Source organism: uncultured Arenimonas sp., from assembly GCF_963976025.1.
In the GTDB taxonomy this organism is placed as follows: domain Bacteria; phylum Pseudomonadota; class Gammaproteobacteria; order Xanthomonadales; family Xanthomonadaceae; genus Arenimonas.
The window spans coordinates 26267-44010 of sequence record NZ_CAXBJS010000002.1 but is presented as its reverse complement, the minus strand read 5'-3'; the positions used below and the strand labels follow the sequence as shown (position 1 = coordinate 44010).

Below are 17744 nucleotides of genomic sequence, written 5' to 3'. Positions count from 1 at the left end.
AGGGCCTTGGTGACCGGCGGCAGGTACATGCGGAATTCCCGGGGAAAGACCCGGCCATCATAACGGCTGCCGGTGTGAAGCCGCCGGGCTCAGTCCGGCGGCGACCAGAGGATTTCATCCAGGCTGGGCGCCGCCCGCTGCCCGCGCACCCGGCCCGCTTCCACCCGCACGCCCTCGGCGCGCAGGCGCTGCACCTGTTCGTCGAACTCGGGCGAGCCGGCCGGGAAGGCGATACGGCCGTCCGAACGCAGCACGCGGTGCCAGGGCAGGCCAGGCTCGTCGCCGGCGGAAAGAATACGCGCCACCAGCCGGGCGAGGCCCGGCAGGCCGGCCCGGCGGGCGATTTCGCCATAACCGGCGACCTGCCCGGGCGGCACCGCGCGCACGGCCGCCAGCACCTGGCGGCGCTGTTCCTGGACCCGGCTTTCCTTGGGCTTTGCTGGCATGGGCGCTAGGATAGCCCTCCCCCAAGCCAGCAGTACGCAACCATGCAGAATTTCGAACAGATCCGCGGCCACCTCCAGGGCAAGTACAAGCTGACCGCCAGCGAGCCCTACCTGGCCTGCGTGCAGCTGTCGCTGGACAAGGGCAAGCGCCACCAGAGCATCTTCCTGTCGGAAATGATGGACGAGACCGACCGGCCCTACCTGCGCGTTAGCACCGTCATCGCGCCGATGACCGGCGTCGACGCCAAGCGCATGCTGGCCTTCAACTGGCAGAGCCCGGTGGGCTTCCTGGCCGTCGGCGAACTCGACGGCATGCCCTACCTGCAGCTGTGCGAAAACCGCCCCTACGACACCCTGACCGCCGCCGAGATCGACCGCCTCGTGCTGGAAATCGGCGGCCTGGGCGACCAGATGGAACGCATGCTCTCGGCCGGCGGCGACCTGCTGTAACTCAGGTCCAGCCAACCCACTCGGCGCCCTTGTACAGGGCATAAGCGAGCCCGCCCGCGGCGGGGATGGTGAGGATCCAGGCCCAGATTATTTTCTGGATGATGGTCCAGCGCAGCCCGCGCGGGTTCTTGGCCACGCCCACGCCCATGATCGCGGTGGAGATGCTGTGCGTGGTCGAGACCGGCATGCCGAAGTGCGCGGCCAGCGACAGGATGGTGGCCGAGCTGGTTTCCGCGGCGAACCCGTGGATGGGATGCAGCTTCACCATCTTGTGGCCCAGGGTCTTGATGATGCGCCAGCCGCCGGCCGCCGTGCCCACGGCCATGACGATGGCGCAGGTGACGATGATCCAGGTATCGATGCCACCTTCGGCGCTGCCCGGGTGCAGGAAGGCCAGCATCGGCGGCAGGTCGTCGAGCGTGCCGGCGGCTTCGGCGCCGATCAGGGCCAGGGCGATGATGCCCATGGTCTTCTGCGCGTCGTTGGTGCCGTGCGCATAGCCCATGTAGGCGGCGGAAACGATCTGCGCCTTGCCGAACACGGCGTTGACCCAGCGCGGCCGCGAAATGCGCGCCAGCCAGCCGCCGGCGCCGTTCATGGCACTGATGACGGCCATCAGGGCACCCATCATCACCAGGCCCAGCGTGAAGCCGGCCAGGGGCGAACTGACCATCGGCACGATCACCTTCCAGAAGATGCCTTCGTTCTGCGTCCAGTGTTCGGCCTGGCGGGCCCAGATGAGCACGTCGAAGTTGTTGCCCGACGCCGCCAGCGCGGCGCCGACCAGGCCGCCGATCAGGGCATGGCTTGAAGACGAGGGCAGTCCGAACCACCAGGTGATCAGGTTCCAGACGATGCCGCCGCTGAGCGCGCAGATCATCAGCTGGGAGCTGACCAGCACCACTTCGGCGTCGATCAGGCCCGAGGAAATGGTCAGCGCCACCGCCGTGCCCATCAGCGCGCCGATCAGGTTCATCACCGCGGCCAGCGCCACCGCCTGCATGGGCGAAAGCACCTTGGTGGCGACCACGGTGGCGATGGAGTTGGCGGTGTCGTGGAAGCCGTTGATGTATTCGAAGACAAGCGCGACCAACACCACGAACAGCACCAGGCCCAGGGCGACGGTCATGGATCAGGCGTTCTTGAGCACGATGTGGTAGATGACGTTGCCGGCGTCGCGGCAGCGGTCGATGGCCTTTTCCAGGATCTCGTAGAGGTCCTTGAGGATCAGGTAGCGCATCGGGTCGGTTTCGTTGGTGTAGGTGTCCCGGTACATCTCCAGGATCAGCCGGTCGGCCTCGGACTCGATCGCCTGCAGCTTGTCGTTCAGGGCCTTGGTGGTTTCCAGGTCCATGCCCTTGCGCAGCATGCCGACCATCTGTTCGAGCACCGTGCAGGCGCGTTCGAGCATGGCCGCACGCGGAATGAAATCGACGTCGCCGACCCGTTCCGAGGCCAGGGCGTAACGTTCGGCGAACTTCTCCACGACCTTGGGGATCTTGTACAGGGCGCCGGACAGTTCCTCGATGTCCTCGCGCTCGAGCGCGGTGACGAAGGTGTTCACCAGCTGCTGGCTGATTTCCGCCTGCAGGTCCTTTTCCAGCTGCCTGGCCGCCTTGAAGCGCTCCAGCGAGCGTTCCGCCGGCGGCGTGGACAGCAGTTCGCCCAGGGCCCGGGCACTTTCGCGGGCGGCGCCGGCGCTGGCTTCGAGCAGGCCGTAGAACTTGTCGCCCTTGCCGAAGATGGTCTGGAGGGAAAACATGGGGATTCCTTGCCTGGCCGGGACCGCCCCGCGCTTTGGTTGGCGCGCATGTTACCGCCATGTGACGGGTGGCCCCAGCTTCCTGCACCCCGATGGCCCGGGGCGCCTGTGGCATATTGTCGGCCATATCCGCCCCGAACCTCCTGCAGGAGCCCTGCGCCGGCCCAGTCCGGCAGCCCATGACCTTCGAACTCGCCCTCGTCCTGTTCCTGATCCTTTGCAACGGTTTCTTCGCCCTGTCGGAGATGTCCGTGGTCACCTCCCGGAAGGCCCGCCTCAAGCAGCAGTCCGAAGAAAGCCTGCGCGCCAAGGCGGCGCTGGAGCTGGCCGAACACCCGGAACGTTTCCTGTCCACCGTGCAGGTGGGCATCACCTCGATCGGCATCCTCACCGGCATGTTCGGCGGCGCCAGCATCGGCCGCCAGATCGCCGCGTCCCTGGCGCCGCTGGGCCTCGACGCCGGGCTGGCGGACGACGTCGGCAAGGGCATCGCGGTCGTGCTGATCACCTACTTCAGCATCATCGTCGGCGAGCTCGTGCCCAAGCGCATCGCACTGCTGGCGCCCGAGCGCATCGCCGGCATCGTGGCGATCCCGATGAAGTGGATATCGCTGGTCGCCACGCCCTTCGTCTGGCTGCTTTCGCACAGCACCCGCCTGCTGATGAAGGTGCTGCGCCTGGACCGCGGCCAGGCCGACCAGGTGACGGAAGAAGAAATCCGCATGCTGGTCGCCGAAAGCCACGAACAGGGCGTCATCGACGTCGGCGAACGCAACATGATCAACCGCGTGCTGCGCCTGGGCGACCGCAGCAGCGCCGGCCTGATGACGCCGCGTACGCGCATCGTGTGGCTGGACGCCTCGGCCAGCTTCGAGGAAAACCTGGAAGTGATGCGCGAAACGCCCTTCGCCCGCTACCCGGTCTACCGCGGCAGCGACACCGAAGTGCTGGGCATCCTGGAAACCAAGTCGCTCACCGGCATGATCGGCCGCGTCGGCAGCAATGCCGAACTGTTCCGCGAGCTGCGCCCGGCGCTGTTCGTTTCCGAATCCACCCAGGCCATGAAGCTGCTGGAAATCTTCCGCGAGGAACAGCAGACCCTGGCCCTGGTGGTGGACGAATACGGCGACGTGCAGGGCATGGTTTCCGCCAACGACCTGCTGGCGGCGGTGCTGGGCCGCGTGCAGGACACCGAGTCGGCGCCCGAGGAAGCCCTGGTGGTGACCCGCGACGACGGCTCCTACCTCGTCGACGGCCGCCTTTCCACCGAAGAACTTCGCGAACTGCTGTCCCTGAGCCGCCTGCCAGACGAAGACGACGGCGACTACCACACGGCCGCCGGCATGGTCATCGCCAGCTTCGGCCGCATCCCGCATTCGGGTGAACACTTCGACTGGGCCGGCTGGCGCTTCGAGGTGGTCGACCTGGACGGCGCGCGCATCGACAAGCTGCTGGTCGCCCGCCTGCCCGAACCCGATCGCGAGGACGGGATTTAGCACGGATAAAGGCACCCCACCCCAGACTCCGGTGCCATGACACCCGCCGAAATCAGCACCCGCGCCCTGCTCGATGCCCTTGCCGAAGGGCGCTGCGGGGCGTCGCCGATGACCCTGGGCGGGATCCTGGACGAATTCCGGGCCCGCGCCTTCGGCATTTACCTGCTGATCGTCATCCTGCCCGCCTTCATCCCGCTGCCGGCCGGCGCCGGCGCCGTCAGCGGCCCGCTGGTGTCCCTGGCCGGCCTGCAGCTGATGGCGCTGATGGCCCATCCCTGGGTACCGGGATTCCTGTCCCGGCGCCCCCTGCCCCCCGAACGGCTGGCGCGATTCCGCGACCGCAGCTCGGGCATGCTGCGCCGGCTCGAGAAGATCAGCCGCCCGCGCAGTGAATGGGCCATCGACCATCCGGCGGCGCGCCTGTTCACCGGGCTGCTGCTGGTGCTGCTGGGCGTGCTTCTGGCCCTGCCCATCCCGCTGACCAACTACCCCTTCGGCCTGCTGCTGCTGGCCTACGCCATCGCGCTGATCGAACGCGACGGCCGCCTGCTGGTGGTGGTCTGGGTGCTGGGCGTGGCCGAGATCGTCACCGTGGCGCTGTTTTCCAGCCAGATGGCGCAGTGGCTGGCCGACCTCTTCGCCTGAAGCTTATTCGCCCGAGGCTTCGCGGAAAGTCCGGCGCATCTCGTTGGCTGGCATCGGCCGGCCCAGCCAGAATCCCTGGCCCTGGTCGCAGCCGCGTTCGCGCAGCACCGCGTACTGCCCTTCGGACTCGATGCCCTCGGCCACCACGGTGATGCCCAGCGAATGCGCCATGGCGATGATGGCGGAGGTCAGGGCCAGGTCGTCGGGATCGCGCAGCACGTCGGCGACGAAGCTGCGGTCGATCTTCACCCCGTCCACCGGTACCCGGCGCAGGTGGCTCAGGCCCGAGAAACCGGTGCCGAAGTCGTCCAGCCAGACCTTGACGCCGGTGGCGCGAAGCCGGGACAGCAGGGCGCTGGCCTGGGCCTCGTCGCCCAGCACCGCGGTTTCGGTGAGTTCAAGGTGCAGCTGCTGCGGCTTCACGCCGGTGGACTGCAGCGCGCTGGCCACCACGTCCGGCAGGTCGCCGGTGCGCAGCTGCCGCGGCGAGATGTTCACCGACACGAAGGGTGTTTCCATGCCCGGCTGCTGCCAGGTGGCGGCATCCTGGCAGGCCTGCACCAGCACGTGCCGGCCCAGGGCCTCGATAAGTCCGCTCTGTTCGGCCACTTCGATGAACACCGAGGGCGGCACCACGCCCAGGCGTGGGTGTTCCCAGCGGCACAGCGCCTCGGCGCCCATCGGGCGGCCGTCGGCGAGGCGGTAGATGGGCTGGTAGTGCAGGCTCAGTTCGCCGCGCTCCCAGGCGCCGCGCAGTTCTTCTTCCAGTTGCACCCGGCGCTCCACCGCCTGGTCCATGGCCTTGGAATAAAAGCGATAGCAGCCCTTGCCGGCGACCTTGGCCTGGTACATGGCGATGTCGGCGTTCTTGAGCAGCTGCACGGCGCTGGACGCATCGAAGGGGAACAGCGTGATGCCGACCGAGGCGCCCAGGAACACCTGCCGCCCCTGCAGCACCAGCGGCCGCTGCACTTCTTCGATCAGCTCCTCGGCCAGACGGCCCGAGCTGGCGCGGATGTCTTCGGCCAGGAACAGCACGATGAATTCGTCGCCACCGAAGCGGGCGATCTCGGCGCCCTGCCCGCCCAGTCGTTCGACCGTCATGCGGATGCGCACCGACAGCTGGCCCAGCACTTCGTCGCCGGCCTCGTGGCCCAGGGTGTCGTTGACGCGCTTGAAGTCGTCCAGGTCCACGAACAGCAGGGCCAGTTCGCCGCTGCTGGCCTGCAGGGTCATCAGGCGGTCGTCGAGCGCTTCGCGGAAAGCCAGTCTGTTGGACAGGCCGGTCAGCGAATCGGTGTAGGCCATGCGGCGGATGTCGCGGTCGTGCCGCGCCACGGCTTCGGCCATGCGCCCGAAGCCACGCACCAGGTCGCCCAGTTCGTCCTGGCGCTCCGAGCGCAGTTCGATCTCGCCGTAGCGGCCCTTTTCCATGCGCCCGGCCGCGTCGGCCAGTTCGCTGATGGGCTGCACGATACGCTTCTGCAGCAGCCACATCGCCAGTATCGCAATGCCGAACTGCGCGGCCAGCAGCGCCACTATCCATGCCAGATGTTCGCGGTTGGCCTGGCCCAGGCTGGCTTCCAGCGGGCCCAGCACCTCGACCTCTCGGCTCAGGGCGTTGTCGCGCGAAAGGCCGACGCGCACGCCGCCGATGCGTTCGCCGCCGATGCGGATCGGGCTGGCGACGTCGAGCAGCTTGTCGTTCCACTGGCCGTGCGGGCCCTCGGCCTGCAGCGCCTCGAAAGCCATCGGGTCGGACATCGGCTGGCCGAAGGCCGGGATGTCGCCGGAGCCGTCGTGCAGCACCTGGCCTTCGGCGTCGTGGATGATCACGTACACCACGTCGGGCTGGCGCAGCGTGGCGCGCGCCAGCTCACCCAGCTTGGCCAGGTCCAGGTAGTACATCGGGTTGGTGGCGGCGTCGGCCAGCTGGCTCGACAGCGTCTGGCCGCGCATCAGCAGGCCCTCGCGGGCCAGTTCGCGCACGGCGTCGGCGCTCAGCTCGCGGGCATCGGCATTGCTGCGCTGGGTGTGCAGCCAAAGCGCTCCGAACAGCGCGGCGACCACCAGCATCACCAGGGCCAGCAGCCAGGTCAGTTCACCGCGCAGGCCCAGCCGGAACGGCAGCCTCATTCCAGGGCCTCGCGCACGCGGCGGGCACCACGCTGGAGCTCGTCGAGCGAACGGCGGGTCTCGGCGTCGGCTTCGTAGAAGCCGGTGGTGCGGAAGAACTGGCGCAGGGCGTCACGCGCCTGCGGGTCTTCGCTGGCGCCAAGCAGCACTTCCTTCAGGCGGGCGGCGACCTTGGGGTCCATGTCCTCGCTGACCAGCTCCATCGCCCGCGGCACCGGGCCGGTGGTGTGGATGATGACCAGGTCGCGGCGGAAGGCTTCGGACACCTTCTGCAGCGACGACCAGTCCTGGTCGCTGAAACCGCCGGCATCGACCAGGCGCTTGTGCACCCAGGCGCCAAGGTTGGCGTCGGTATTGGCGAAGACATATCCCACCGAATCGTCGTCGCCCTCGTCGAGCGGCGAGATCATCAGCGCCATCGGCAGGTCGCGCTCGAGCAGGGCCATGGCCGGCACCAGGTAGGCGCTGGTGGACGAGGGCGACTGGAAGGCGATGGTGTGCCCGCGCAGCTGCGAGAGGTCGGTGATGCCGCTGTCGCGGTGGGTGAAGATGACGCTGCGGTATTCGCGCGAACCGCTGCGTTCGGTGAGCAGCAGCGGCCGGGCGCCGGCGCGGTCGGCCAGCAGCAGGCCGGTGCCCGGGGTTTCGGTGACCCAGTCGACCTTGCCGCGGCGCAGGTAGCTCATCATCTGCTGCGGGTCGCGGGCCATCAGCACGCGGCCTTCGGTGATGCCGACGTCCTTCATGCGCGGAACGACGTAATCGATCAGCGGCTTGAGCTGTTCGTAGTGCCGGCGGGGGTCGTCGCTGATGCGTCCCAGCACCAGCACGCCGTCATTGGCCGAGGCCAGACCGGAAAAGGCCAGCAACAGCAGGGAGGCCAGGCGCACCAAACCACCGGGAACTGCACTGTGGAAAGGGGGCGTCACTGGGTTCTCTTCGTGCTCTGGACCGGACCTGCCTACTGTATTCGCCCGGCCGCGGCGGCGCTAGGCTTGCCCGCCCCGGGCCAGCCGGGCCATGCGCTGGGCCTCGGACAGGATGCCGCGCAGGATTTTAACCTCCCGCGTGTCCAGCCCGGCCCGCAGGTACAGGCGGCGCAGCCGGCCCATGACCATCTCGGGCGGGCGGCCCTTGTGGAAGTCGATGTCGTCCAGGGCCTCTTCGAGGTGGCCGAACAGGCGCTCGAGCTCGTCCGCGGTGGCCGGCGGCTCGGTGTCGGGCGGCGGCATGGGCCGGGCCACGGGCAGCTGGCCCCCGGCGGCCTCCAGGGTGGCCAGGCGCAGCTCGTAGGACAGCACCTGGACGGCGGCGGCCAGGTTGAGGGAGGCGAAACCGGGGTCGGTGGGGATGCAGACCGAGGCGTGGCAGCGCTGCAGTTCCGCGTTTTCCAGGCCGGTGCGTTCGCGGCCGAACAGCAGGGCCACGGGGCCTTCGGCGGCGGCCTGGACCAGCTGCCGGGCGGCCTCGCGCGGGCTCAGCTCGGGCAGCGGGATGGTGCGGCGACGGGCGCTGGTGCCGACCACGAAGCGGCAGCCGGCCAGGGCCTGAACCAGGTCATCGTGGACCGGGGCGGAGGCCAGCAGGTCGTCGGCACCGGCGGCCAGCATGTTGGCCTCGGGGTCGGGAAAACGCTCGGGCGCGACCAGGCGCAGGGACGCCAGGCCCATGGTCTTCATGGCCCGGGCAGCGGAGCCGATGTTGCCCGGATGCTGCGTGCCGACGAGCACGATGCGGATATTTTCGATGGCCAACCTGTTATCCTTGCGCGGCGCCGGCACGGACCGGCCCCTTGTTCTTCACACAATCCAGCGGTTCTTCGGACGGGAATATGCAGAAACCTGTCGTCAACGTCATGGTCAAGGCCGCCCGATCGGCCGGTAACCTGATCTTGCGCCACATGGGCAAGCTCGACGCCCTCAATGTCTTCGAGAAATCGAAGCTCGACTACGCCAGCGAGGTCGACTCCGAGGCCGAGGCGGCGATCATACGCGAGCTTCGCCGGGCATTCCCCGACACCGCCATCCTGGGCGAGGAGTCGGGCGCGATGGGCAAGGGCCGCTCGACCTTCGTTATCGATCCGCTGGACGGCACCTCGAATTATCTTCGTGGCTGGCCGCATTTCTGCGTGTCGATCGCGCAGGTGGAAAACGGCGAGCCGGTGCACGGGGTGATCTTCGATCCGATGCGCAACGAGCTGTTCACGGCCTCGAAGGGCGCGGGCGCGCTGCTCAACGACAAGAAGATACGCGTGGCCGAACGCAAGGACCTCAAGGGCGCGATGCTGGTGACCGGCTTCCCGCCGCGCGAGCGCGCGCGCCTGGCGCCGCAGCTCGATTCGATCCGCACGATGCTTTCGGAAGCCGAAGACATCCGCCGCACGGGTTCGGCGGCGCTGGACCTGGCCTACGTGGCCTGCGGCCGCGCCGATGCGTACTTCGAGGCGGGCGTGAAGCCCTGGGACATCGCGGCCGGCATCCTGCTGGTTCGCGAAGCCGGTGGCCGCGTCTGCGACTTCCACGGCCGCGGCGACCGCCTGCTCGATTCGGGCCAGATCATCGGCAACCTCAAGATCTCCGAGGTGCTGCAGAAGACCGTGTACTCCACCAACTACGCCGCCGCCTTCTCCGCCTGACCCCCCACTCCTGTTGTAGGAGCGCCAGGGTCAGTGGCCGCCGTCTACGGATTTGAGTTCTGCGATCAGTTCGGCCACCGCGGCGGCGCCGTCGCCGTAGAGCATGCGGGTGTTGTCGGCGTAGAAGAGCGCGTTTTCGATGCCGGCGAAACCCGTGCCCTTGCCGCGCTTGATCACGATCGTGTTTTTCGACAGCGACACGTCCAGGATCGGCATCCCGTAGATCGGCGAGGCCGGGTCCGTTTTCGCCACCGGGTTCACCACGTCGTTCGCGCCGATCACCAGTGAAACGTCCGTCGTCGGGAATTCGGGGTTGATGTCGTCCATGTCCGTGATCAGGTCGTAGGGCACGCCCGCTTCCGCCAACAGTACGTTCATGTGCCCCGGCACGATCACCACGCGCTCGGCGTAGGCCATCATCGCCGCCACGTCGCCGGCTTCGATCGGCTTCTGCGCGCCCGCGATTTCCTTCGCCTCGCCCGTCGCCCCGAAGCTGCCGAACAGCACGCTCGCGATCGAGCGGTTCATCGCCTTGGCCATCAGCTGCGTCAGCATCGTGCCCGCCGCGCCCACCACCATGCCGGCGATGATCAGCGCCTCGTTCTGCAGCACGTAACCTTCGAAGGCCACCGCCAGGCCGGTCAGCGCGTTGTACAGCGAAATCACCACCGGCATGTCCGCGCCGCCGATCGGCAGCGTCATCAGGATGCCCACCGCCAGCGCCGCCACGAAGAAGCCGATGATCACAGGCTGCTGCAGCCCCAGCACCGTGAACACGCCCAGCACCACCGCCACCAGGAACACCAGCGCGTTGAACACCTGCTGGCCCGGGAAGGTGAAGCGCCGGTCCAGCCGGCCGTCGAGCTTGGCCCAGGCGATCACCGAGCCGGTGAGCGACACCGAGCCGATGAGCGCGCCCACCACCGCCAGCACCAGCACGGTTTGCGAAGGCGCCACGCCCAGGTCCGAATACCGCAGCAGTTCGACCGCGCCGATCGCCGCCGCCGAGCCGCCGCCCAGGCCGTTGTACAGCGCCACCATCTGCGGCATGTCGGTCATCGCCACGCGTTTGCCCGACCACCAGGCCACCACCGTGCCCAGCACCACGGCGGCCAGGATAAGCGGGATGTTGTGCATGCCCGGCGTCGCGAAGGTCGCCACCGTGGCCAGCACCATGCCGGCGCCGGCCCAGCGGATCCCGCTGCGCGCCGTCACCGGCGAAGCCATGCGCTTGATGCCCAGGATGAAAAGCAGTGCGGCGACGAAGTAGCTGGCCTTCACCAGCAGCGGCAGCCAGCTCATGCGCCGCCTCCCTTCTTGCTGGGCTTGAACATCTCCAGCATGCGCTCGGTCACCACGTAGCCGCCGGCCGCGTTGCCCGCGCCCATCAGCACCGCCAGGAAGCCGATGACCTTTTCGGCCGTGGTGTCGGCGTGGCCCAGGACCACCATGGCGCCCACCAGCACGATGCCGTGCACGAAGTTCGAGCCCGACATCAGCGGCGTGTGCAGGATCACCGGCACCCGGCCGATGATTTCGTAGCCCGTGAAAGCGGCCAGCATGAAGATGTACAGCGCGACGAAACCGTCCATGTCCCCTCCCCGTGCGATGGCGATCGCCCTGGCATCATAACCGCTGCTTGAATGCCGGCCAGCGCCGGCTGCCGCGCGGTCAACCCGGCGGCCGGCGATGCGTTATAAGGCCACATGCCCGGACCGACCGCCCGCCCTTGATGCCCTTCGACGCCGCCCCCGCCGCCGGACCCACCAGCCTCGACGCCTTCCTGGCCTCGGTCGAGCGCCGTGGTTTCCGCATGGCCGAGCTGGCGCTGGGCCACCGGGAGGACGCCCTGGACGCGGTGCAGGAGGCCATGATCAAGCTGGTCGGCTACCGGGACCGGCCGCCGGCGGAATGGACGCCGCTGTTCTGGGCCATCCTGCGCCGGCAGGTCACCGACCGGCACCGCCGCAACGGGGTGCGCCAGAAGGTCATGGCCATACTGGGCCGGGACGAGGACAGCCGCGAAGACCCGCTGGAAATGTTGCCCGACCCGAACGAGGACCCGGCCCGCCGCCACGCCGACGGCGCCGCCTGGGCCGCGCTGGGAAAGGCCGTGCGGCGCCTGCCCCGGCGCCAGCGTGAAGCGTATTTGCTGCGTGAGCTGCAGGGCCTGGACGTCGCGGAAACCGCGGCCGCCATGGGCTGTTCCGAAGGCTCCGTGAAAACCCACCTGTCGCGGGCGATGGCCGCCCTGCGCATCCACCTGGAGCAATGGCGATGAGCCGCCCCGACCCCACCCTCGACCGGGCCCGCGACCTGTTCGATCGAGCCAGCGACCGCCTGGATCAGGGCACGGCCTTCCGGCTGCGCCGGGCCCGCGAGGCCGCGCTACGGCCGCAAACCGCATCCACCGGCCGCCGCATGTGGCCGGCCGGCGCGCTGGCGGCCAGCGTCATGACCCTGGCCCTGGCCTGGTGGATTCCTTCGCGCATCGGCCCGGAAGCCCCGGGCGCCGCGCCGCTGGCCAGCGACGAGATCGAATCGCTCGTGATGGCCGAAGATGCCGAACTCTACGCCTGGCTGGCCGAGGCCCCGGTGGCCTCGCCCGGGGAGCCGCAATGACGTCCCACTGGCCCCGGATGCTGCGCCTTGCGGCCCTCGCCGTGGTGCTGGTGGCGTCGCTGCCGGCCCTGGCGCACGAGCGCGGGGACCGCGGCGAGCGCCTCTGGCATGACCCGCCCGGCGCCGCCCCCGTGCCCCCCGGCGTGAAAGTGCCCAGCTGGGAAGAACTGAGCCCGCAGCAGCGCAAGCACCTTGCGCGCCACGAGGCCGACTGGGACACCCTGCCCGCCTCGCGGCGGGTGCAGGCGCTCGAGCGCGCGGAGCGGCGCGCCCGCTGGGAAGCCATGCCGCCCGAACAGCGCGAACGCATCCGCCAGGGCATGCGCAACTACCGGGACATGTCGCCGGCGCAGCGCGAGCAGATGCGGGAATCGATGCGGGTCATGCGCGGCCTGCCGGCCGAACAGCGCCAGGCCCTGGCCGACCAGTGGCGGGCGATGAACCCGCAGCAACGTCGCGCCTGGCTGGAAACCGGCGGCCCCGGCATTTCCCCGCCCCCGGAGCCGGAAACCGACTGATCAGCCGTCGCGGCGCGCGCCGTCATGGGCCAGGCAGGTCCTGGCCAGCAGTTCGTCGTCCCAGTCCATGGCCAGCGCGCCGTCCTTGAGCGACAGCGCCAGGAAGTTGTAGACGTTGCGCGCGTACATTTCGCTGGCGTGCATCGCGCCCTGGCTGGCCAGGTTCAGCGGGCCGGCGAAGGTGACGCCGCCCTGTTCGAAGGTTTCGCCAGGACGCGTCAGTTCGCAGTTGCCGCCGGTTTCAGCCGCCAGGTCGACGACCACGCTGCCCGGCTTCATGCCCGACACCATTGCCGCGCTGATGATCTTCGGCGCCGGCCGGCCGGGTACGGCCGCGGTGGTGACCACCACATCCACGGTCTTGAGGTGTTCGCCCAGGCGCCGCTGCTGTTCGGCGCGTTCTTCGGCGGTGAGCTCACGGGCATAACCCCCTTCGCCTGCGGCGCTGACGCCCAGGTCGAGGAACTTGCCGCCCAGGGATTCGATCTGCTCGCGGGTTTCCGGGCGCACGTCGAAACCTTCCACCTGCGCGCCGAGGCGGCGCGCGGTGGCGATGGACTGCAGGCCGGCGACGCCGGCGCCGACCACCAGCACCTTCGAGGGCCGGATGGTGCCGGCGGCGGTGGTGAGCATCGGGAAATAACGCGGCGCCAGCTGCGCGGCCAGCAGCACGGCCTTGTAGCCGGCCATGCCGGCCTGCGAGGACAGCACGTCCATGGCCTGGGCGCGGGTGGTGCGCGGCAGTTTCTCCAGCGGGAAGGCGGTGAGTTTTCCGTCGACGAAGGCCTGAACGCGGGCCGGGTCGGCATGCGGGGCCAGCAGGCCGATCACCACGGCGCCGGGCTTGAGCCTGGCCAGGCGATCGTTCGACGGCGGCTGCACGCAGACCAGCACGTCGGCCTGGGCCAGCGCGGCATCGGCGTCGTCGGAAAATTCAGCACCGGCGTAGGCGGCGTCGGGAAAGAAGGCGGGTTCGCCGGCGCCACGCTCGATAAGCACCCGTGCGCCGAGACCGGTGAGCTTGCGCGTGGTTTCCGGCGTCAGCGCGACGCGCCGTTCGCCCGGCGCGGTTTCGCGGATGAAGACGATGCAGGCCGCCATGCGTGCCACTCCCCGGTTTGTCCGGTCCTGATGCTACCGGAAACCAGGGCGCACGCGGCAGGGATCAGCCCAGGTCTTCGCGCAGCTTGCCCATGACGCGATGCAGGACCTGGTCGAAGACCTGTTCCTGTTCGCGCACCAGCAGATTGCCCGCCTGCTTCATGGCCGCCAGTTCCTCGACCGACGCAACCAGCACGCGCACGCCGCGGCGGTTGACGAACATCAGGCGCGAGGAGATCGGGCTGATCCAGGACAGCTTCACCGGATGGTGCTTGCCGTCTTCGCCGGCGATGTGGATCCAGGTGCCGATCTTGATCTGGCGCATCTGCTCGACGTCGCTGTCGCTGACCTCGATGCCGGCCTTGCCACCCACGACTTCAAGCCGGGGCTTGAGGTCGGCCATCGCGGCGGCCACGGCCGAACGGCGCTCGGGCATCTGCACGACCTTGTCGTCGTGGTGCTGGGCGGGCACTTCGGTCTTGGCCGGCGCCTGGCCGCGGGCGCGGCGCTGCAGGCTGTCGGCCAGGCCGTGCATCACGTCCTGGGCCGCTTCGCCGATGATGCCGGAGCTGGCCAGCACGGTTTCGATCGGTTCGCGCATGGCCTGCACGGCCGGCTCGATGGCCTCGGCCGGGTCGCCGGGCTTGGGCAGCAGGGACAGCAGGCGGTCGGCCACGGTCAGCGCGGTCTGCCAGGAGCCGCTGTCGGGGCCCTCGCGCAGCGCGATCATGGAAAGGTGGTGGGTCCAGTTGCGCTCGAGGAAGTCGCGCATCGCCGGGGTCGGGTCCAGGCCGCGGGTGCGCTGCTCAAGCTCGATCTTGGCCAGGTCGCGAGCCTGTTCCAGGCGCTCCTGGCCACGCTGGGCCTCGGCGGCGCGGCGCTCGGCCAGTTCGACCCGGCGGCGGTGCTGTTCGAGGAACTGGCGCAGCTCCTGTTCCAGGGTCTCGAAGATCGCCAGGTCTTCGTTGAACTCGGCGATCAGGCGGTCGACAGTGTTTTCGGCCTTCTGCAGCAGCTCGCGCTCCTGCGGGCCTTCGCCACGGTTGCCTTCGACGGCTTCGGCCAGCGAGTTGAGCAGGCGGCGCGCCGGGTGGGTCTTGTAGAGGAACAGGCGACGGTCCATGACCGCGGCCTTCACGAAGGGCACGACCAGGCGGGAAATCATGGTGCGGGCGGACTGTTCGAAGTCGCGCTCGTCGAACATCACGTCGAACAGCATGCCGACCAGGTCGACCGCGTCCTCGTCGGCCTGGCTGATGCTGACGTCCTCGGGCGGCAGGCCGATGCGGCTGGCGCCACGCAGGACTTCGTTCTTGAGCAGCGCGGCCAGCGAAACCTCGGGGCGGTCGAGCGCCTCGTTGACGGCCTGCGGCACGGTCGCCTGCATGAGCGAAAGCAGCGACATCATTTCGTTGGCCTGCAGCGGGCGCTGGCCGGCGCCGCCGGTCTGGCGGCCGCCCTGCTGGCCGCCACCGGGCTGGGCCGGGCGCCAGGCGTGCAGCAGCTGCTGGAGCACCTCGAAAACAGCGCGGTCTTCGGCGGGCGCGCCTTCCGAAGGATCGGCGCCGGCGCCCGAGGGCATGTAGTCCGAGGCCGCGGGGGCGTAACCGTCGGCCGTGGCCGGCGGCACGTAGTCGGGCTTGGGCTTGGGCTTCTGGGCCGGCTTCGGCGCGGCCTTGTCGGACCGGAACCCGGCCGCTTCCAGACGCGCGTTGATGTCGGTGAGCAGGTCGCGCAGGTCGTGGATGAGCTCGCGTTCGTAGTACTTGAACAGCACCATGCGCACGTCGTCGGGCAGTTCGATGCCGGTGTGCGCGGCGCCGATGGCGCCCGCCAGGGCGTGGGCGCTGAGCGGGTTGTCGTCGGCTTCGAGCTTGGCGACGCCGACCATGCGCGCCAGGCGGCCGGCCAGCTCGTCGAGCTGGTTGCCGTGGATGCGGGTGATGGCTTCGGCGGTGAGGTTGGTGGCCAGCTGCTGTTCGAGTTCGGCCTCGGGCAGCAGGCTCAGCTCCGGCAGGCTGGACTCGGCTTCATCGGGCCGGCGCGGCGCGGTGCGGGTTTCGAAAGAGGAAAAACCCTTGTCCAGGTAGTCGCGGAAGCCGCGCTCGAGCGGCGCGCGCGACGTGCGCAGGGCGCGCATCGCGAACAGGTAGGGCGAACCGTCGGGCACCCCGTCCTTTTTGGCCAGGTCGAACAGCCAGTCGTCGGCACGGGCGAACACACGGGCCAGCACGGCCTGCAGGTGTTCGGTGCTGCGGCGGCGCATCGCCGTCACCAGGTCCCGGGCGGAAGTCGGGGTACTGGTCTGGGCGTTGCCGGGATGGGGATTCTCGTTCATGAGCCTCTGCACGTCGGGGGGGACTACGCGCTGTGGAGGAATTCTGGGCAATCGTGCCACAGATAACTGTGAACCCATTCCCAGAACCGCTGATAAGGAGCTGGTTTGGACGAATGGTAATCTCCGCCGGATGAACGCACTCAATTTCCTGCGGCAGCGGCGCTCGGTGCCCTCCCGCCTGCTGGGCGAGCCCGGCCCGGACCCGGCCCAGCTGCAGGCCATGCTGGCCGAGGCCGTGCGCGTGCCCGACCACGGAAAGCTCACGCCCTGGCGCTTCCTGGCCATCCGCGGCGACGCCCGCCACGCCCTGGGCCAGCGCCTGGCGGCCCGGGCGCTGGAAAAGGACCCCGCGGTCGCGCCGGCCGTGGTGGACAAGGACCGCGCGCGCTTCTCGCAGGCCCCGCTGGTGCTGGTCGTGGTGGCCTGCCCGGTGCCGGGCCACAAGGTGCCCGTGCAGGAACAGCTGCTGTCGGGCGGCGCCGTCTGCTTCGCCCTGCTCCAGGCCGCGCAGGCCCTGGGATTCGGCGCACAGTGGCTGACCGGCTGGGCCGCCTACGACCCGCACATCCAGCGCCAGCTTGGCCTGGCCGGGGACGAACAGGTGCTGGGCTTTATCCATATCGGCACGCCCGCCGAAGCGGCGCCCGAGCGCCAGCGCCCGGATCCCGGCGCCCTGCTGACCGAATGGCAGCCATGACCCGCCCGGTCCATCTGGTCGACGCCAGCCTGTACGTGTTCCGGGCCTGGCACTCGATGCCCGACGAGTTCCACGACGTCGACGGCTGGCCGGTCAACGCGGTGCAGGGTTTTGCCCGCTTCGTGCTCGACCTGCTGGAGCGGCAGAAACCCGAGCGCATCGCCGTGGCCTTCGATCAGTCGCTGGAATCGAACTTCCGCAACGCGCTGTACCCGGCCTACAAGGCCAACCGCGAGCCCGCGCCCGAGGAACTCAAGCGCCAGTTCGGCCATTGCCAGGCGCTGTGCCGGGCCCTGGGCCTGGCGGTGCTGTCGGACAGCCGCTACGAGGCCGACGACCTGATCGGCGCCAGCCTGGCGCGGGTGCGCGCCGCCGGCCACGCCGGCCTGATCATTTCCGCCGACAAGGACCTTTCCCAGCTGCTTGCCGGCGACGACCAGCAGTGGGACTTCGCCCGCAACGAACGCTGGGGCGCCGACGGGGTGAAGGCGCGCTACGGCGTGCACGCACACCAGGTGGCCGACTACCTGGGCCTGACCGGTGACGCCATCGACAACATCCCGGGCGTGCCGGGCATCGGCCCCAAGACCGCCGCCATCCTGCTGGCGCATTTTGGCAGCCTCGACGAGCTCTACGAACGCCTGGACGAAGTGCCCTTCCTGCGCATGCGCGGCAGCGCCCAGCACGCGGGCCGGCTGCGCGAACACCGCGACATCGCCCTGCTTTCGCGCCGCCTGGCGACCATCGCCGTGGACGCGCCGCTGCCCGACGACCTGGGCCTGTGCGAACGCCGCGATCCCGACGCGGCCGCGCTCGAAGCGCTCTGCGAACAGCTGCGTTTCGGCCCGCTGACGCGCCGCCGCCTGCTGGCGACCTGACGCCGGCGGGCGCGCCGCGA

19 protein-coding genes are annotated in these 17744 nt (G+C 69.3%); 9 read left to right on the top strand and 10 right to left on the bottom strand.

The features are described 5' to 3' along the window. Positions 1-89: 89 nt before the first annotated feature. Positions 90-446 (bottom strand): MGMT family protein, encoded by a 357-nt coding sequence (locus tag AACZ35_RS00440; RefSeq protein ID WP_339824689.1) that lies wholly within the window; start codon positions 444-446, stop codon positions 90-92. A gap of 42 nt (positions 447-488) precedes the next feature. Here AACZ35_RS00440 and AACZ35_RS00435 point away from each other — a divergent pair, with 42 nt between their 5' ends. Then, a complete protein-coding gene (locus AACZ35_RS00435; RefSeq protein WP_339824686.1) occupies positions 489-896 on the top strand; it encodes a hypothetical protein in 408 nt (135 codons plus the stop codon). A gap of 1 nt (position 897) precedes the next feature. On the opposite strand, the gene AACZ35_RS00430 is transcribed toward AACZ35_RS00435, so the two are convergent. Together AACZ35_RS00430 and AACZ35_RS00425 are read right to left on the bottom strand one after the other, a co-directional pair. Beyond that, entirely contained in the window at positions 898-2025 is a 1128-nt protein-coding gene (locus tag AACZ35_RS00430; protein ID WP_339824683.1) for an inorganic phosphate transporter, read from the bottom strand. Between the two features lie 3 nt (positions 2026-2028). After that, on the bottom strand, positions 2029-2658 hold the full coding sequence (locus AACZ35_RS00425; RefSeq protein WP_339824681.1) for a DUF47 family protein: 630 nt from the start codon (positions 2656-2658) through the stop codon (positions 2029-2031). 179 nt (positions 2659-2837) lie between these two features. On the opposite strand from AACZ35_RS00425, the gene AACZ35_RS00420 reads away from it, so the two are divergent. Beyond that, the gene (locus AACZ35_RS00420) at positions 2838-4154 is read left to right on the top strand and encodes a hemolysin family protein (RefSeq protein ID WP_339824679.1); all 1317 of its coding nucleotides are present in this window, start codon (positions 2838-2840) and stop codon (positions 4152-4154) included. Positions 4155-4190: 36 nt separating this feature from the next. Next, the gene (locus AACZ35_RS00415) at positions 4191-4799 is read left to right on the top strand and encodes an exopolysaccharide biosynthesis protein (RefSeq protein ID WP_339824676.1); all 609 of its coding nucleotides are present in this window, start codon (positions 4191-4193) and stop codon (positions 4797-4799) included. 3 nt (positions 4800-4802) lie between these two features. On the opposite strand, the gene AACZ35_RS00410 is transcribed toward AACZ35_RS00415, so the two are convergent. The 3 genes from AACZ35_RS00410 to AACZ35_RS00400 form a co-directional block, all read right to left on the bottom strand. After that, positions 4803-6935, bottom strand: a complete 2133-nt coding sequence (locus tag AACZ35_RS00410; RefSeq protein ID WP_339824673.1) for an EAL domain-containing protein — start codon at positions 6933-6935, stop codon at positions 4803-4805. Continuing rightward, entirely contained in the window at positions 6932-7825 is an 894-nt protein-coding gene (locus tag AACZ35_RS00405) for a phosphate/phosphite/phosphonate ABC transporter substrate-binding protein (RefSeq protein ID WP_339824671.1), read from the bottom strand. The genes AACZ35_RS00410 and AACZ35_RS00405 overlap by 4 nt, the downstream gene beginning before the upstream one ends. A gap of 99 nt (positions 7826-7924) precedes the next feature. After that, positions 7925-8683, bottom strand: a complete 759-nt coding sequence (locus AACZ35_RS00400; protein WP_339824692.1) for an RNA methyltransferase — start codon at positions 8681-8683, stop codon at positions 7925-7927. 83 nt (positions 8684-8766) lie between these two features. Here AACZ35_RS00400 and AACZ35_RS00395 point away from each other — a divergent pair, with 83 nt between their 5' ends. After that, the gene (locus tag AACZ35_RS00395) at positions 8767-9570 is read left to right on the top strand and encodes an inositol monophosphatase family protein (protein WP_339824668.1); all 804 of its coding nucleotides are present in this window, start codon (positions 8767-8769) and stop codon (positions 9568-9570) included. Between the two features lie 30 nt (positions 9571-9600). Here the strand turns inward: AACZ35_RS00395 and AACZ35_RS00390 are convergent, their stop codons facing one another. Further along, the gene (locus AACZ35_RS00390; protein ID WP_339824666.1) at positions 9601-10872 is read right to left on the bottom strand and encodes an NAD(P)(+) transhydrogenase (Re/Si-specific) subunit beta; all 1272 of its coding nucleotides are present in this window, start codon (positions 10870-10872) and stop codon (positions 9601-9603) included. Beyond that, complete coding sequence (locus AACZ35_RS00385; protein ID WP_339824664.1) at positions 10869-11162, bottom strand: NAD(P) transhydrogenase subunit alpha; 294 nt, start codon at positions 11160-11162, stop codon at positions 10869-10871. Before AACZ35_RS00385 ends, AACZ35_RS00390 begins: the two co-directional genes overlap by 4 nt. A 140-nt stretch (positions 11163-11302) precedes the next feature. Between AACZ35_RS00385 and AACZ35_RS00380 the strand changes: the two genes are divergently transcribed. Genes AACZ35_RS00380 through AACZ35_RS00370 form a run of 3 tightly spaced genes read left to right on the top strand, consistent with a single transcriptional unit; the run spans position 11303 to position 12710 of the window. Next, complete coding sequence (locus AACZ35_RS00380) at positions 11303-11851, top strand: RNA polymerase sigma factor (protein WP_339824661.1); 549 nt, start codon at positions 11303-11305, stop codon at positions 11849-11851. Beyond that, the gene (locus tag AACZ35_RS00375) at positions 11848-12192 is read left to right on the top strand and encodes a hypothetical protein (protein WP_339824659.1); all 345 of its coding nucleotides are present in this window, start codon (positions 11848-11850) and stop codon (positions 12190-12192) included. Before AACZ35_RS00380 ends, AACZ35_RS00375 begins: the two co-directional genes overlap by 4 nt. Then, positions 12189-12710 carry a DUF3106 domain-containing protein gene (locus AACZ35_RS00370; RefSeq protein WP_339824656.1) on the top strand — a complete coding sequence of 174 codons (522 nt, stop codon included), beginning with the start codon at positions 12189-12191 and terminating at the stop codon, positions 12708-12710. The genes AACZ35_RS00375 and AACZ35_RS00370 overlap by 4 nt, the downstream gene beginning before the upstream one ends. Here AACZ35_RS00370 and AACZ35_RS00365 read toward each other — a convergent pair whose 3' ends face one another. Together AACZ35_RS00365 and AACZ35_RS00360 are read right to left on the bottom strand one after the other, a co-directional pair. After that, complete coding sequence (locus tag AACZ35_RS00365) at positions 12711-13811, bottom strand: NAD(P) transhydrogenase subunit alpha (protein WP_339824653.1); 1101 nt, start codon at positions 13809-13811, stop codon at positions 12711-12713. A 64-nt stretch (positions 13812-13875) separates the two neighbouring features. Beyond that, the gene (locus AACZ35_RS00360; RefSeq protein ID WP_339824652.1) at positions 13876-16149 is read right to left on the bottom strand and encodes a DUF1631 family protein; all 2274 of its coding nucleotides are present in this window, start codon (positions 16147-16149) and stop codon (positions 13876-13878) included. 130 nt (positions 16150-16279) lie between these two features. On the opposite strand from AACZ35_RS00360, the gene AACZ35_RS00355 reads away from it, so the two are divergent. Together AACZ35_RS00355 and AACZ35_RS00350 are read left to right on the top strand one after the other, a co-directional pair. Then, the gene (locus AACZ35_RS00355) at positions 16280-16846 is read left to right on the top strand and encodes a nitroreductase (protein ID WP_339824650.1); all 567 of its coding nucleotides are present in this window, start codon (positions 16280-16282) and stop codon (positions 16844-16846) included. Further along, positions 16834-17724 (top strand): 5'-3' exonuclease H3TH domain-containing protein, encoded by an 891-nt coding sequence (locus tag AACZ35_RS00350; protein ID WP_339824647.1) that lies wholly within the window; start codon positions 16834-16836, stop codon positions 17722-17724. Before AACZ35_RS00355 ends, AACZ35_RS00350 begins: the two co-directional genes overlap by 13 nt. The last annotated feature ends 20 nt before the right edge of the window (positions 17725-17744 follow it).

Coding starts and splice junctions, on each gene's coding strand:
- AACZ35_RS00440 (WP_339824689.1), bottom strand. CDS start 446: ATGCCAGCAAAGCCCAAGGAAAGCCGGGTCCAGGAACAGCGCCGCCAG.
- AACZ35_RS00435 (WP_339824686.1), top strand. CDS start 489: ATGCAGAATTTCGAACAGATCCGCGGCCACCTCCAGGGCAAGTACAAG.
- AACZ35_RS00430 (WP_339824683.1), bottom strand. CDS start 2,025: ATGACCGTCGCCCTGGGCCTGGTGCTGTTCGTGGTGTTGGTCGCGCTT.
- AACZ35_RS00425 (WP_339824681.1), bottom strand. CDS start 2,658: ATGTTTTCCCTCCAGACCATCTTCGGCAAGGGCGACAAGTTCTACGGC.
- AACZ35_RS00420 (WP_339824679.1), top strand. CDS start 2,838: ATGACCTTCGAACTCGCCCTCGTCCTGTTCCTGATCCTTTGCAACGGT.
- AACZ35_RS00415 (WP_339824676.1), top strand. CDS start 4,191: ATGACACCCGCCGAAATCAGCACCCGCGCCCTGCTCGATGCCCTTGCC.
- AACZ35_RS00410 (WP_339824673.1), bottom strand. CDS start 6,935: ATGAGGCTGCCGTTCCGGCTGGGCCTGCGCGGTGAACTGACCTGGCTG.
- AACZ35_RS00395 (WP_339824668.1), top strand. CDS start 8,767: ATGCAGAAACCTGTCGTCAACGTCATGGTCAAGGCCGCCCGATCGGCC.
- AACZ35_RS00390 (WP_339824666.1), bottom strand. CDS start 10,872: ATGAGCTGGCTGCCGCTGCTGGTGAAGGCCAGCTACTTCGTCGCCGCA.
- AACZ35_RS00385 (WP_339824664.1), bottom strand. CDS start 11,162: ATGGACGGTTTCGTCGCGCTGTACATCTTCATGCTGGCCGCTTTCACG.
- AACZ35_RS00380 (WP_339824661.1), top strand. CDS start 11,303: ATGCCCTTCGACGCCGCCCCCGCCGCCGGACCCACCAGCCTCGACGCC.
- AACZ35_RS00375 (WP_339824659.1), top strand. CDS start 11,848: ATGAGCCGCCCCGACCCCACCCTCGACCGGGCCCGCGACCTGTTCGAT.
- AACZ35_RS00370 (WP_339824656.1), top strand. CDS start 12,189: ATGACGTCCCACTGGCCCCGGATGCTGCGCCTTGCGGCCCTCGCCGTG.
- AACZ35_RS00365 (WP_339824653.1), bottom strand. CDS start 13,811: ATGGCGGCCTGCATCGTCTTCATCCGCGAAACCGCGCCGGGCGAACGG.
- AACZ35_RS00360 (WP_339824652.1), bottom strand. CDS start 16,149: ATGAACGAGAATCCCCATCCCGGCAACGCCCAGACCAGTACCCCGACT.
- AACZ35_RS00355 (WP_339824650.1), top strand. CDS start 16,280: ATGAACGCACTCAATTTCCTGCGGCAGCGGCGCTCGGTGCCCTCCCGC.
- AACZ35_RS00350 (WP_339824647.1), top strand. CDS start 16,834: ATGGCAGCCATGACCCGCCCGGTCCATCTGGTCGACGCCAGCCTGTAC.